The 14,670-nt window shown below is 35.1% G+C and carries 12 protein-coding genes; 9 read left to right on the forward strand and 3 right to left on the reverse strand.

From position 1 onward, the window contains the following. Window positions 1-36: 36 nt before the first annotated feature. Complete coding sequence (locus ACHRWY_RS11755) at window positions 37-435, forward strand: MmpS family transport accessory protein (protein ID WP_395354765.1); 399 nt, start codon at window positions 37-39, stop codon at window positions 433-435. 648 nt (window positions 436-1,083) lie between these two features. On the opposite strand, the gene ACHRWY_RS11760 is transcribed toward ACHRWY_RS11755, so the two are convergent. Beyond that, window positions 1,084-4,161, reverse strand: coding sequence for a leucine--tRNA ligase (locus ACHRWY_RS11760; RefSeq protein ID WP_395354767.1), 3,078 nt, complete (start codon window positions 4,159-4,161; stop codon window positions 1,084-1,086). 206 nt (window positions 4,162-4,367) lie between these two features. On the opposite strand from ACHRWY_RS11760, the gene ACHRWY_RS11765 reads away from it, so the two are divergent. The 5 genes from ACHRWY_RS11765 (at window position 4,368) to ACHRWY_RS11785 (ending at window position 7,874) form a co-directional block, all read left to right on the forward strand. Continuing rightward, entirely contained in the window at window positions 4,368-5,243 is an 876-nt protein-coding gene (locus ACHRWY_RS11765; RefSeq protein ID WP_395354769.1) for a cell division protein FtsX, read from the forward strand. Window positions 5,244-5,326: 83 nt separating this feature from the next. After that, window positions 5,327-5,584: a DUF3098 domain-containing protein gene (locus ACHRWY_RS11770; RefSeq protein ID WP_395354770.1), complete on the forward strand. Its 258-nt coding sequence runs from the start codon at window positions 5,327-5,329 to the stop codon at window positions 5,582-5,584. 96 nt (window positions 5,585-5,680) lie between these two features. Continuing rightward, window positions 5,681-6,478 (forward strand): undecaprenyl-diphosphate phosphatase, encoded by a 798-nt coding sequence (locus ACHRWY_RS11775; protein WP_395354772.1) that lies wholly within the window; start codon window positions 5,681-5,683, stop codon window positions 6,476-6,478. Next, a complete protein-coding gene (gene truB / locus ACHRWY_RS11780; protein WP_395354774.1) occupies window positions 6,478-7,167 on the forward strand; it encodes a tRNA pseudouridine(55) synthase TruB in 690 nt (229 codons plus the stop codon). The genes ACHRWY_RS11775 and truB overlap by 1 nt, the downstream gene beginning before the upstream one ends. A gap of 146 nt (window positions 7,168-7,313) precedes the next feature. Beyond that, entirely contained in the window at window positions 7,314-7,874 is a 561-nt protein-coding gene (locus tag ACHRWY_RS11785) for a hypothetical protein (RefSeq protein WP_395354775.1), read from the forward strand. 378 nt (window positions 7,875-8,252) lie between these two features. On the opposite strand, the gene ACHRWY_RS11790 is transcribed toward ACHRWY_RS11785, so the two are convergent. Together ACHRWY_RS11790 and ACHRWY_RS11795 are read right to left on the reverse strand one after the other, a co-directional pair. Continuing rightward, window positions 8,253-8,870 (reverse strand): thioredoxin family protein, encoded by a 618-nt coding sequence (locus ACHRWY_RS11790; RefSeq protein ID WP_395354777.1) that lies wholly within the window; start codon window positions 8,868-8,870, stop codon window positions 8,253-8,255. Between the two features lie 149 nt (window positions 8,871-9,019). Beyond that, on the reverse strand, window positions 9,020-10,243 hold the full coding sequence (locus ACHRWY_RS11795; protein WP_395354778.1) for a DUF4272 domain-containing protein: 1,224 nt from the start codon (window positions 10,241-10,243) through the stop codon (window positions 9,020-9,022). Between the two features lie 237 nt (window positions 10,244-10,480). Between ACHRWY_RS11795 and pyrH the strand changes: the two genes are divergently transcribed. From pyrH to ACHRWY_RS11810, 3 genes are all read left to right on the forward strand, one after another. Further along, complete coding sequence (gene pyrH, locus ACHRWY_RS11800; RefSeq protein ID WP_395354780.1) at window positions 10,481-11,188, forward strand: UMP kinase; 708 nt, start codon at window positions 10,481-10,483, stop codon at window positions 11,186-11,188. A 161-nt stretch (window positions 11,189-11,349) separates the two neighbouring features. Continuing rightward, window positions 11,350-11,913 carry a ribosome recycling factor gene (frr, locus tag ACHRWY_RS11805; RefSeq protein ID WP_395354782.1) on the forward strand — a complete coding sequence of 188 codons (564 nt, stop codon included), beginning with the start codon at window positions 11,350-11,352 and terminating at the stop codon, window positions 11,911-11,913. Window positions 11,914-12,032: 119 nt separating this feature from the next. Then, a complete protein-coding gene (locus tag ACHRWY_RS11810) occupies window positions 12,033-14,528 on the forward strand; it encodes a DUF5686 family protein (RefSeq protein ID WP_395354784.1) in 2,496 nt (831 codons plus the stop codon). Window positions 14,529-14,670 lie beyond the last annotated feature (142 nt).

Below are 14,670 nucleotides of genomic sequence, written 5' to 3' on the forward strand. Positions count from 1 at the left end.
GTTATAAACGAATATTAATTATTAAAGAATTTTATTATGAAATCAATTTTAAAAACCATGGCAATTGTACTGACTCTTGCTTTTACAGCAGGATCATGCAGTAGCGACGACGATAATAACTCCGGATCAAGCTCAAGAGATGTAAAATATGAAGTAACAGGAAATTACACAGGAAAACTTGATGTAACTTATACTGAAGCCGGAGGCGGGGCACTTAACGAAGACATCACAGCATTACCATGGACCAAAGATATTACCGTTGCTGCAAGTACTCTTGGAGTAGGATTAAGCGCAAGTGGTTATGGCGGAGTTTCAGGACAAAAACTGACTGTTAAAATATATGTTGGCGGAAAAGTGGTTAAAGATTTAACCGCAACTGCAAATGGTGACGGAATTATTGTAGCGGTCCCTGGTGCTTATGCATTCCCTCTATAAGAAACCACACCTCATTTAATTTAAAAAGAAGCTTTGTACATAATACAAAGCTTTTTTTATGACTGAAACTGATTGTTTACTTCTTTAAATTTAGTGATGAGATTGTTTAGCATGTAACCCGACAGAGATTGGAGATTCTGTTTGTAGAATGTCTTGTGTGATCCTTCGTGCCTCAGAAGGACAAACTGGGGCGGAGAAACTGGGCGGAGGAAATAGTATGCATGTAAGACTGGCGATTCTGTTTGCGGAATGTCTTGTGTGATCCTTCGTGCCTCAGGAGGACAAACTGGGTGGAGAAACTGGGCGGGGAAAATAGTATGCATGTAAGACTGGAAATTCTGTTTGCGGAATGTCTGGTGTGATCCTTCGTGCCTCAGGAAGACAAACTGGGGCGGAGAAACTGGGCGGAGAAAATAGTATGCATGTAAGACTGGCGATTCTGTTTGCGGAATGTCTTGTGTGATCCTTCGTGCCTCAGGAGGACAAATTGGGGCGGAGAAAATAGTATACATTTAAGGCTGGAGATTCTGTTTGCGGAATGTCTTGTGTGATCCTTCGTTATTCAGGAGGAAAAAATAGATAAAAAAAATCCCAAACCCCAACAAAAGCTGGGATTTGGAATTTTTAAAATATTGGAATTTTATTGGGTTACCCAACCAAATTGATAATTTTCCCGGGAACAATAATCACTTTATTTGGTATTTTACCATCTAACTGTTTTAGTGTTCTTTCATCTTTCATCACAATTTCTTCAATTTGTGCTGCAGTTAAATCTAAAGGCAATTCGATAGTAAAACGCATTTTCCCATTGAAAGAAACCGGATATTCTTTATTCGTTTCCACTAAATGTTTCGCCTCAAAAACAGGAAAAGCAACAGTTGAAATTGAAGTTGTATGTCCTAACTGTGACCATAATTCTTCGGCAATGTGCGGTGCGTAAGGCGAAACCAAAATGGCTAACGGTTCTAAGATTGCTCTTGAATGACAATTTTGAGTCGACAATTCATTTACACAAATCATAAATTGAGAAACTGAGGTATTAAAAGAGAAACTCTCAATATCTTCGGCCACTTTTTTGATGGTTTTGTGTAATGATTTTAAGTTGTCTTTTGTTGGTTCGTCGTTGTTTACGATTAAACCGTTATTTTCGTCAAAATACAAACGCCAAAGTTTTTTCAGGAAACCAAAAACTCCAGAAATTCCGGCAGTATTCCAAGGTTTTGCTTGTTCTAACGGACCTAAAAACATTTCGTACAAACGCAACGTATCGGCTCCATATTCATTACAAATATCATCTGGAGTTACTACATTATATTTTGATTTAGACATTTTTTCGACTTCACGAGCAACTTTGAATACAGCATTACCTTCATCCATAAACTCATACATAGTACCAGCCTCATATCTCCATTTTTGGAATTTCTCTAAATCTAATTCATTACTACTATTAACAATAGAGACATCCACATGAGTCTTTAAAAGATTATCAACGATTAATTCATGATTTGGAACTAAATGTGCCTTTAAATATCCTAACATATATGAATATAAATTCCTCTTATACTCATCAATATCAGTTCTTAAATTAACTTCAGCCATAAAAGCATCAATATTATTAAACTTAACTTTTCTTTCATCTAAATCATTAACATACCATTCTGAGATATAAAAATGAAATTTTGGAATTGTATAAACAAAAGCACTTGTTCCCAAAATCATTCCCTGATTAATCAGTTTTTTGAATGGTTCTTCGGTTGGAGCGAAACCTTTGTCTTTTAAGAATTTGTTCCAGAAACGAGAATACAATAAATGTCCGGTTGCGTGTTCGCTTCCGCCAATGTATAAATCTACGCTTTCCCAATACGCCAATGCTTTTTTACTTGCAAATTCGTCTTCATTGTGTGCATCCATATAACGCATCCAATACCATGAACTTCCTGCCCAACCCGGCATTGTGTTCAATTCAAGCGGAAAAATGGTGTTGTTATCAACCAAATCAGTATTGACAACTTCATTGTTTTGAGTATCCCAAGCCCAGATTGTTGCATTTCCTAACGGAGGCAAACCATCTTCGGTTGGCAAATATTTCTCTACTTCAGGTAAAATAATTGGCAAATGGTGCGCATCGATCATCTTTGGCAAACCATTTACATAATAAACAGGGAAAGGTTCTCCCCAATAACGCTGACGGGAAAAAACAGCATCACGCAAACGGTAATTTGTTTTTCCTTTTCCTTGTCCTATTTCTTCTAGTTTAGCAATTACTTTTTGAGTTGCTTCTTTATAATTTAATCCGTTTAAGAAATCAGAATTTGCGATTTCAACATTGTCTTTCGAACCGTAAGCAGCTTCAGAAATATCAACATTAGCGAAGATATTCTTGATTTCCTGCATACCATTCTGACCTTTAAAGAAATTAGCAAAAGCATAATCTCTTTCGTCTCCGCAAGGAACCGCCATTACAGCACCTGTTCCGTAACCTGCCAAAACGTAATCACCAATCCAAACCGGAATTGCTTCCTTTGTAAAAGGATGTTCAGCATAAGCACCGGTAAATACGCCAGAAATGGTTTTTACATCGGCCATACGCTCACGCTCTGAACGTTTTGCTGTTTTTTCGATGTAAGCCTCAACTGCCGCTTTTTGCTCAGGAGTTGTAATTTTAGCCACCAAATCATGTTCCGGTGCCAAAGTCATAAATGTGACTCCAAAGATGGTATCAGGGCGAGTCGTAAAAACTTCAATAGAATAGTCTAAAGTCGAATGTCCAAAGTCTGAAAGTGTAGCTTCGCTTTCGACTTTTGACTTTTGACTTTTGACTTGGAATTTCACCAAAGCACCTACCGATTTTCCAATCCAGTTTCTTTGTGATTCTTTAATAGATTCGCTCCAGTCGATATCATTTAAACCTTGCAGCAAACGTTCTGCATAAGCCGAAATTCGCATGCTCCATTGTGTCATTTTTTTACGAATAACAGGATATCCTCCGCGCTCTGAAACTCCGTTTACAATTTCGTCATTTGCCAAAACAGTTCCTAAACCGGGACACCAGTTTACTTCGGTTTCAGCCAAATAGGTCATTCTGTATTGCAACAGGATTTTTTCTTTTTGTTCTTCAGAATAGGATTTCCATTCTGCAGCAGTAAAAATCGCCACATTGTCGTCGCAAACGGCTTCAACTAATTTATTTCCTTCTTCTTCAAAAACGGTTACAAGATCTGAAATCTCAAAAGCTTTTCCTTGTTTTCTGCAATACCAGGAATTGAATAACTGGATAAAAATCCATTGTGTATGTTTATAATAATCCGCATTTGAAGTTCGCACTTCACGGCTCCAGTCAAATGAAAATCCAATTTTGTCCAGTTGTTTTCTGTAACCTGCAATTTGTTTCCCTTCTTTATCCACTCCACCGTCAATATTAACGCGTGTTGTATCTTCCGGACGTTGTCCGGTCTGAATTGCATATTGTTCTGCAGGCAATCCAAAACTATCATAACCCATTGGATGCAAAACATTGAACCCCTGATGTCTTTTGAAACGGGAATAAACATCTGAAGCAATATAACCGAGCGGATGCCCAACGTGTAATCCGGCTCCTGATGGATACGGAAACATGTCTAAAACGTAATGTTTAGGTTTTTCAGAATTGTTTTTTGCCGCAAAAGTTTGGTTTTCAGCCCAATATTTTTGCCATTTAGCGTCTATTTCGATTGGATTATATTTCATTCCGTGTTTATATTTTTATTTTAATGGAGTCAGGCTTTCGCTTACTCGAGTCATTTTTTTTTGAGTTGCTAAGCTACTGAGTAACTAAGTTTCTAAGTTTTAAGTCCGCAAATTTACATTTATTGTACGAAAGTTAAAAGTTTGGCCGTTATTAACTTCAAATAAAGAAATTCTTTATTATTTTTACCACATAATTTAAGCAAACTATGAGTTCTAACTTTGATAAATTTCAAAAGCGCAGGTTAATTTCCTCTTATTTTTCGGTTGTATTAAGTGTTTTTCTGGTATTATTCCTTTTAGGAGTGCTGGGATTATTCATTATTAATTCTAAAAAACTGGCTAATGACTTTAAAGAAAAAATCGCCATGACGGTTTTCTTTAAAAATGAAGCCAATGACAGTGTAATGAAGGCCTTTGATACAGAATTGAAAAGAGCGCCTTTCGCAAGATCTTATGCTTATGTGTCTAAAGAAAAAGCGGCAAAAGAACATACTGATATTATTGGCGAAGATTTCCTGACCTTTTTAGGAGAAAACCCGTTATTGAATTCCTACGATATTCACTTAAAAGCTGATTATGTAGAAAGAGACAGTATTACTAAAATTGAAAGCCGTTTGCGTCAAAACACCATGATCGAAGATATTGTTTACGACAAACAATTGGTCAATCTGGTAAACGACAACATCAAAAAAGTAAGTATGTGGATTTTAATTATCAGCGGTTTTCTTGCGATAATTGCCGTTTTATTAATCAATAGTTCATTGCGTTTGTCTATTCACTCTAATCGTTTTATCATAAAAACCATGCAAATGGTTGGTGCAACAAAATCGTTTATCCGTAAACCTTTTGTAATGCGAAGTGTAAAATTAGGAATGTTGGGCGCGGGATTAGCAATTGTGGCTTTAATTGGGGTTTTATTTTATGTAGAAACCAACTTTCCGGGATTAGGCATATTAGAAGACAAAGCTTTAATTGGACTGGTTTTACTAGCCGTTTTCGGATTAGGCGTTTTAATTACCTGGGTAAGCACACACTTTGCAACACAACGTTTCCTGAATTTGAGAACTGACGATCTTTATTAATTTTCAGATCACCGGTTTTAGATTTAAGATTTAAAAAAATACAATTCCCTTTCACTTAGGTTTAGGGACACAAAAAAATAAAAATGAAAAGTAATTATAAAGAAGAAAATCAACAACCACAAAAACAGGAATTCCTTTTTGATGGGATCAATTATAAAATCTTATTAATCGGAATTGGTGTTATTGCACTGGGTTTCATCTTAATGTCCGGTGGCGGAAGTGATGATCCAAATGTTTTTAGTGAGGATGTTTTTAGTTTCAGACGTATTCGTTTAGCTCCAACAACTGTTTTAATTGGTTTTGGAATCACGATTTATTCTATCTTCAAAAAATCTAAGTAGGCTTTCTTAGACTGCTTAGACCACTTAGATCTTTAGATTGATCTCTTCAAAAAGTCTGACATCTAAGAAGTCTAATACTCTAACAATCTAAATTAAATGAATACATTACAAGCTATTGTTCTTGCCATTATTGAAGGAATTACAGAATTTTTACCTGTTTCTTCAACGGGGCACATGATTATTGCCTCTTCCTTTTTTGGGATTGCCCACGAAGATTTTACCAAACTTTTTACTATCGTTATTCAGCTTGGCGCCATACTTTCTGTCGTAATCTTATACTTCAAACGTTTCTTTCAGAGTTTTGATTTTTACTTTAAACTTTTGGTTGCTTTTATTCCGGCCGTAGTTTTAGGATTATTACTGAGCGACTTTATTGATGGTTTATTAGAAAATCCGGTTACGGTTGCCGTTTCACTTTTAATAGGAGGTTTAATTTTATTGAAAGTTGACGAATGGTTCAACAAACCCAATACTGCCGAAACATCTCAGGAAATTACATACTTACAGGCTTTTAAAATTGGTTTATTTCAATGTCTTGCCATGATTCCGGGAGTTTCACGAAGCGGAGCAAGTATTGTAGGGGGAATGTCGCAAAAATTAAGCAGGACTACTGCAGCAGAATTCTCATTCTTTTTAGCCGTTCCTACAATGTTGGGCGCAACGGCAAAAAAATGTTACGATTACTATAAAGCCGGATTTGAATTATCTCACGATCAGATTAATTTATTAGTTATCGGAAACATAGTGGCTTTTATTGTAGCACTTTTGGCAATTAAAACTTTTATTGGCTTTTTGACTAAAAATGGCTTTAAAGTTTTTGGTTATTACCGAATCATTGCCGGAATCATTTTATTAGTGATTCACTTTTTTATTCATCCTCTTACGATTATATAATGACACCTGAAGAATATTTAGACGGACAGGTTTTACTGATTGACAAACCTTTAAAATGGAGTTCGTTTCAAGCTGTCAATAAATTAAAATATCTTTTAATCAACAAAGTTGGACTTCCTAAAAAGTTTAAAATTGGCCACGCAGGAACTTTAGATCCGCTGGCGACGGGATTATTATTGATTTGTACCGGAAAATTTACCAAAAGAATTTCTGAGCTTCAGGGCCAGGCAAAAGAATATACAGGAACTTTTTATATTGGGGCCACTACTCCATCGTATGACTTAGAAACAGAAATCGACGAAACTTTTCCAACTTCGCATATTGACGAGACCTTGATTCATGAAACCGTAAAACAGTTTTTGGGTGAAATCGATCAAAAACCACCTATTTTTTCAGCTATTAAAAAAGACGGAGTTCGTTTATACGAACATGCGCGTGCCGGAGAAACTGTAGAAATTGCGAGCCGAAAAACAACGATCCACGAATTTGAAATTACCCGAATTGCACTTCCTGAAATTGACTTCAGGGTAGTATGCAGCAAAGGAACATACATTCGATCACTGGCTTTTGATTTTGGAAAGACGATGAATTCAGGATCGCATTTAACTGTTTTACGCCGAACTAAAATTGGCGACTATGATGTAAAAAATGCCATCGATATTACTTTGTTTGAAGAAAGCCTGCAGTAAAACACTTCTTTTTTTAGTAAAAAAATAAACTTCTTTTTGTACGAATTATCGAGATTATTTTAAATATCTTTCAAAAATTATTTTACGAATTCTTAGCTCACTGAATTAGTAGTATTTCATAGCAAAGAGGCACCTAAATCAATTTTATGAGATATTATTTACTTATCTTTCTTGCCTTTTTTTATTTCAACACATCGCTTTACGCTCAGGCGAAAAAAATCACTTACCTGCAATTTGATATTGCGGCATCCATAACAGGTAATCCGGACAGAGATAATGTCCAGAATAATGACGGATCAGCTTCATCTAATGCTTTTTTTGTTCCGAATGGTTTGGGAACAAAAGTGGGATACGGAATTCACTATAAAAAATGGATTACTTTGGGAATCCACAGCGGAATCGACTGGAAATGGGACGATAAACTGGTGGCAGTTCCTGTCTTTTTAAACTTTGGCTTAAATCCAAGGGTTGGTCAGGAAACCAGAATCATGCTGCAAGCCGGCTACGGAAAAGGTTTCGCAATAGGCCGGGGCAACTTAAACGGGGAATATAAAAAGATAAAACTAGGAATTGGTTCTGATGATTTTACACTTTTTGCAGAAATCAGCGACTATGCCTTTCCTGTTCATAATGACAAAAGTGTTGGAACTATTTCTATTGGAATTACCTTAATGGACTTTTTTTATTACAAACAAAAAACGGATTAGTTACTTCTAAAAACAAGAAGCACATTATATAAAAAATATAATGTGCCAACTTCTAAAAATAATGTTACTCCATACTTTATTTTTGGAATTAATAATGAGGAACATTTTTTCCTCCAAATAAAAATGTTGAGAAAAAATCGTAAAACCTTTCGAATAACTTTTTCATAGCAGTGTATTTTTTAATTGTTAAACATTAAATAGACACCAATAAAAAGAGTAAATCAAAAAGTATATAATAGAAGTGGGATTGCTATAGCAAGATACAAAAAATTCTTTTAAAAAAAATATTTTATCGAATTTTTTAAAACCTTATACCATTTGCAATCAAGGCTTTACCTGCCAATGATTTCAGACATTTATTACAAAAAAAATATTAGGCTACAGTCGGTTATATTTAATGTTTTCCATAATCTCAACCAATTCCTGCTGTACTGAAGCACCTTTATCAGCCAAATACCATAATTGCAAATCGGTTTTTATTTTTTCATCAATAGCGCCAAAATCCCTTTTATGATTTGCCATTAATTCGGCAGCGCCTTTTGGTCTTGGTCCCCAATCCGTGCGAACAATTCCGGCTTCTTTACAAATAACAATTACTTTGGGAATTGCCCTTCCGCCATTTGTCAAGTACTGATTCATCAGGTCCTCGTTTTCATCACGCAGTACAATTCTTAAATCAATCTTCTTATCAGACGCCAGAGCCATTTTATTTAAAATGGGCAGAATCTGTGCTGCGTCACCACACCATCCTTCCGAAATTACCAGCCAGATATAATGATTTTCCAAACTTCTTAATTTTGAAATAACATCTTCAGAAACCGTAATGGTTTTATCCAGTCGGTTCATTCTGGCTTCGTTCAGTTTAGAATAATTAGTGAGGCTTTCAGACTGGTCGTTTCCTGTTGATTTTCCTTCAAACAGTAAATCGGTAACTAATTTTCGATATTCAGCATAAGAATGACTATTGAACAATGCTTTGGCTACAGTGCTTTTCATATATGTTTGTTTTGGTACTCAAATTTAAGCATTTTACAGAAACGCTATAATGACTTTTGTCATAATTAAAAGAGAAACAAATCCCTCTTCACAAAAGTCATTATGCCTGTTTTTAGAAAACTTCCCTAAACAGGAGAAAATTATAAATTCTAGGTATCGCAAGTTACATCGTCCCAGGCTGCTTCATTATAATTTATCAGCCAATTCAGGGCATAATGGCGTTCGTAAACAACACCCGGATGCACTTCTGTCATTTCTATTCCGTTTATTCTTGCATCAACACAAGCCCAATCCAGTCGATAATACAAATCGTTTAAAGCTAAAATTTCTGCTTTGCTTCTTGCTTCAGAGACCGAGTTAATAAAATCATTTGGATCTTTATCGGGGCTCACCGGATAATCATCTGCAGGAATATCATTTAAACTACATAACTCATTCGGGAAACCTAAATCATCAATTTTATTCAATGCAAACATCAAAGTCCATATACATTCACATTTCCAGGATTCATTGCTCTTTTTCTGATCAGTGGGATTCGTCAAAAAATCCTTTTCATTCGGGGTAACAAGATCCCATAGATTATAACTTTTTAGGTATTCGCTTGCTTCTTCGCCTGAAATTGTACTAAAAGCAACCAAATTCGTCATGGCTAAAACACATACTCGTTCTGCTATTTCTTTTGGAGTTCTGATTACAACTTCATTTTCAGCTTCAATATATGGCAGGTATTGATTGATCTTTATATTTCGTTCTTCGAGGATTTTTTCACTTTGTACTTTCCAGGCCAATTGTGACTCGCTTATTTGGGTCTGGTTTTTATCGTAATAAATGCTGTTAATGTTTACGTCCAGATTCTCAATTTCACAATCTCCGTTAGTATCTAAAATTAAGTTAAGATGCTGATCTAAAAAATGCTGACCATCAGACTTACTTATAATGGTTTTGGGCTGTACAAAAAGAACTGCTTCAAAATCATTTGCCAGTTGCCTTATAAGATCTTTTAAGTCCTTAGTCTGCCCTTTTTCCTGTTGTATTGAAAACTCTGAATTTAAGGTCTGGATTTTATGTAAAAACAAAGACTTTACTTTTTCATTTTTTGATTGCAGTGAATCTACATATCCATACAAACCTCTCAAATTACCTGTTAGGGCACAACCGTCAATTTCAGGAATCTGATAAGAGGGTTCTTTTCTTTCTCTGTATTGTATTGTTAATGTACTTCCGGAACCAAAAAAGCCGTCTTTTGTTTCCATTTCAACAATTTGGGAATCATTTTGATTACTGAATTTAAGAACCGCTTTGGGGTACCTGTTTTGAAGTATCAGGGTTATTTTATCAAAACCAATGTGATGCGAATAAAGGGTACAAATCATATCTGACATTCTATATTTAAAGTTATTTTATATTCGGTTTAACCTGTATGTTTTTGCAACGATTAACGGTATCAATTCGTAACTATTTTTTGCTTTTACCTGCAAACATTATTTACTTCAATTAATTCTTACAAGAACAAAAAATCCAATTCAAATATAGACAGAAATTATTTTTGCAAACATTATTTTTAAAAATCAGAATATGTCTATATTTGCACAAATTAACGCAACACACACATGAAATATAAAAGAATTCTTCTAAAACTTAGCGGCGAGGCATTAATGGGTGATTTACAATACGGAATCGACCCTAAAAGACTAGCCGAATATGCCGAAGAAATTAAGCAAATTCACAGTAAAGGAGTAGAAATTGCTATTGTTATTGGAGGAGGAAATATTTTTAGAGGCGTTGCAGGAGCAAGTGCTGGAATGGATAGAGTACAGGGCGATTATATGGGAATGCTTGCTACCGTAATTAATGGTATGGCACTACAGGGCGCGCTGGAAGACAAAGGAATGAAAACCCGTTTGCAAACTGCTTTAAAAATGGAATCTATTGCAGAACCATACATCAAAAGAAGAGCAGATCGTCATCTTGAAAAAGGAAGAATTGTAATTTTTGGCGCAGGAACAGGAAATCCCTATTTCACCACTGATACTGCAGCTGTTTTAAGAGGAATCGAAATCAATGCAGATGTGATCTTAAAAGGAACCCGGGTTGATGGTGTTTACGATTCTGATCCTGAAAAAAATGCAGCAGCAGTAAAATTCGATATGATTTCCTTTGATGATGTCCTTAAAAAAGGATTAAATGTAATGGATACAACAGCTTTTACATTAAGTCAGGAAAACAAATTACCAATCGTTGTTTTTGATATGAACAAAATTGGAAATTTACTAAAAATCTGTGAAGGCGAAAATATAGGAACAGTAGTAAACATATAGACTCCTTAGATTATCAGATTTTTAGATCATTAGATTTCTCTAAATTTTGATAATCGTACAACATTAAAAAAACAAAAAACTATATTAGTTAGTAAATTAGATGCTGGCATTTTTAAAAATCTAAAAATCGAATCATCTAAAAATCTAAAAATCTAAAAGAAATGACTGAAGAAATAGAATTTATATTAGATAGTACAGAAGAATCTATGAATGGTTCGATTGCGCATTTAGAGAAAGAGTTTCTTAACATTCGTGCAGGAAAAGCTTCTCCGGCAATGCTGGGAAGCGTTTTTGTAGATTATTACGGATCAGCAACACCACTTTCGCAAGTGTCTAAAATTAGTGTTCCTGATGCCAGAACAATTACATTGCAGCCTTTCGAAAAAAACATGTTACAAGTTATCGAAAAAGCAATTATGGTCGCCAATATTGGTTTCAACCCAATGAACAATGGTGATGTTATCATTATTAGCGTTCCGCCTTTGACAGAAGAGCGCCGTAGAGATTTGGCTAAACAGGCAAAATCTGAGGCCGAAGATGCTAAAATTGGGGTACGTAATGTGCGTAAAGATGCTAATACAGATATTAAAAAGTTGGAAAAAGAAGGGACTTCTGAAGACATTTGCAAATCTGCAGAAGAAGAAGTTCAGAACCTGACGAACACATACATCAAAAAAATTGACGAATTATTGGCCGCAAAAGAGGCCGAAATTATGAAAGTTTAATTGTATTTAAGACAAAATAAAGAATCCGTTTGGTTAAATTATACCAGACGGATTTTTTTATTCTTATTTTTGCATACCAAAATCAAATTCTTTTCGTTTTTGAAACTATAACATTCTGTATGAAGCTATTTTGTTTATTGACTTTGTTTTTCACGCTTACGATTCAGGCGCAATTTCAAATAAACGGAATTGTAACAGACTCCAGCAATAAGCCTCTCCCTTTTGCTACCATAACCACTTCTGACAACATCAATACGATTACAGATGTTGACGGGAAATTCATTTTTACGCCTTCGGCAAAAGCAAACAATTTTTCTGTTTCGTATATCGGTTTTCAAACCAAAAGCATTGCTATTATAGCGAACAAGAAATTTTATCCCGTTTCACTTTCTCAAAAAACAGATGACTTAAAAGAAGTTGTTATTTCTAATGAAAATCCTGCCTTAACAATTATAAAAAAAGTAATTGCAAACAAAAGCAGGAACGATCCGCAAAAAAAGCTGAGCACTTTCGAATACAAAAGCTACAATAAACTTATTGTAACAGCCAACCCGGATTCTATTGATGGCAGAATTGATTCTACTGCAGCCTACAAAGATTTAAACAAAAAGCGTATCAACATCGATTCATCTGATTATAAATTCAAAGAAATAATCAGCAAACAGCATTTGTTTCAAACCGAAAAAGTGTCGCAATATCAGTTTGCAGACAATAAACTCAAAGAAACAATTCTGGGGACCAAAATGGCGGGCTTCAAGAACCCTATTTATGAAGTTATTGCTTTTAATTTACAGTCGATTTCGATTTATGACAACAAATATGAATTATTCGAAACTAAATATGAAAATCCTATCTCGAATAGCGCTATCACAAATTATAATTATAAGATCCTCGATACTGTAAATATAAAAGGCAGGGAAACCTATATGATTTACTTTAAAAACAAACAAAAAAGAAAATCATCAGGTTTAGAAGGTGTTTTATATATAGATCAGGAGAATTTTGCCGTAGCCAAAGCCGTAATGCGCATAAAAGGTGTGCTGGACATTAGTGGCATTCACGAATTTAAATATGTCCCGGGCGAAAAAGTATGGTTTCAGAGCAATACGACTTTTAAAATCGTAAAAGGAAAAAACGACGATGATATTAAGATTTTAGGAGGAACAATTCAGTTTGACGGAGATGTTGAAGACAATTTTGAGCGCAGAAAAAAATCAGCCTCCGATTTCACTTATTTACTTTCTGAAAGCAACAACTTCGATATTCATTACAACACCTCGCCTAACATCAAAGATCCATCGCTTTACATCGAAATTAAAGACGATGCCAATAAAAAACCCGAAGAATTCTGGAATGCATACCGAAAAGAAAGTTTAGACTTAAAAGGCCAGAAAACATACCAATTGATAGACAGTATATCGATCAGTAAAAAAATCGAAAACCGCCTGGGATTTGGACGAAAGATCATCAACGGTTACATTCCGATTGGACCGGTTGATCTTGATCTGAAAAAAATCGTAAGTTATAATAACTACGAAGGTTTTCGCTTAGGTCTGGGCGGAATCACGAATGACCGTTTTTCTAAAAATTTCAGAATAGAAGGCTATTCTGCTTATGGCACAAAAGATGGTGAAATCAAATATAGTATAGGAACCGGCGTTTCATTGAACAAAAGTACTAATACCTGGATAAACGGTTATTATACAGATGATGTCCGGGAGATTGCAAGTACGCTTTTTGCGGTGGACAAACGTGTTTTCAAAATTTACGATCCGCGTCCCATCAACATTAGTACATTTTATCATTATACGAGCTGGAAAGCCAATGTTCAAAGTAAGGTAATCCCAAAAACCGAGGCAATTTTCGAATTGGCCAGAACATATGTTGAGCCACAATTTGATTATCTGTTTAATTACAACGGAAAATTGTATTCTAATTACATCATGACCACCGCAATGATTTCGATTGTATGGGCACCCTTTAGTGATTTTATGCAAACACCAACCGGAAGAACCGAATCTGATAAAAGGTTCCCCCGATTTACTTTTCAGTACACACAATCTTTGCCCCATGTTTTAGAAAATGATTTTTCGTTTGGGAAAATAGATTTCAAAACAGAATATGAAAAGAAATATCTAAACGGTCAGAAAACAAGCTTGTTATTACAAGGAGGCTATGCCATAGGAGACGTTCCAATTACGCATTTGTACAATACAATGCCCAACAACTTAACCAAGGAAACTGTTGTTCAGCGTATTACTTTTGCCGGTAGAAACAGTTTTGAAACCATGTATTTTAATGAGTTTTTCTCCAGTCAATATATCTTTTTTCAAATCAAACATGGTTTTGATCGAATCAAAATTCTCAAAAAAGTACGCCCTTCTTTAGTATTAGTTACCAGAATGGCTTGGGGACACATGGAAAATCCGGAACAACACGTAGGACCAACGTATAAAACTTTAGATAAAGGTTTCTTTGAATCCGGAATCGAATTAAACAAAATCTACAAAGGTTTTGGTTTAGGTGGATTCTATCGTTACGGACCAAACCAATTGTTAAAATTTGAAGACAATATTGCCGTTAAGATTTCTTATGTACTTGATTTGGGGCTTTAGGTTTTAAATTCCAATATATCTTAAATTCCAATTATACCTATAGTTTGTCATCTCGACGCAAGGAGACCCGAGCGATAGCGAACAGACGAAGTAGATCACACTAGTAACTCCACATAGAATATCATCAATCTTTGTCAAGCTA

This window comes from Flavobacterium sp. FlaQc-48, from assembly GCF_044007335.1.
In the GTDB taxonomy this organism is placed as follows: Bacteria; Bacteroidota; Bacteroidia; order Flavobacteriales; family Flavobacteriaceae; genus Flavobacterium.

Coding starts and splice junctions, on each gene's coding strand:
- ACHRWY_RS11755 (WP_395354765.1), top strand. CDS start 37: ATGAAATCAATTTTAAAAACCATGGCAATTGTACTGACTCTTGCTTTT.
- ACHRWY_RS11760 (WP_395354767.1), bottom strand. CDS start 4,161: ATGAAATATAATCCAATCGAAATAGACGCTAAATGGCAAAAATATTGG.
- ACHRWY_RS11765 (WP_395354769.1), top strand. CDS start 4,368: ATGAGTTCTAACTTTGATAAATTTCAAAAGCGCAGGTTAATTTCCTCT.
- ACHRWY_RS11770 (WP_395354770.1), top strand. CDS start 5,327: ATGAAAAGTAATTATAAAGAAGAAAATCAACAACCACAAAAACAGGAA.
- ACHRWY_RS11775 (WP_395354772.1), top strand. CDS start 5,681: ATGAATACATTACAAGCTATTGTTCTTGCCATTATTGAAGGAATTACA.
- truB (WP_395354774.1), top strand. CDS start 6,478: ATGACACCTGAAGAATATTTAGACGGACAGGTTTTACTGATTGACAAA.
- ACHRWY_RS11785 (WP_395354775.1), top strand. CDS start 7,314: ATGAGATATTATTTACTTATCTTTCTTGCCTTTTTTTATTTCAACACA.
- ACHRWY_RS11790 (WP_395354777.1), bottom strand. CDS start 8,870: ATGAAAAGCACTGTAGCCAAAGCATTGTTCAATAGTCATTCTTATGCT.
- ACHRWY_RS11795 (WP_395354778.1), bottom strand. CDS start 10,243: ATGATTTGTACCCTTTATTCGCATCACATTGGTTTTGATAAAATAACC.
- pyrH (WP_395354780.1), top strand. CDS start 10,481: ATGAAATATAAAAGAATTCTTCTAAAACTTAGCGGCGAGGCATTAATG.
- frr (WP_395354782.1), top strand. CDS start 11,350: ATGACTGAAGAAATAGAATTTATATTAGATAGTACAGAAGAATCTATG.
- ACHRWY_RS11810 (WP_395354784.1), top strand. CDS start 12,033: ATGAAGCTATTTTGTTTATTGACTTTGTTTTTCACGCTTACGATTCAG.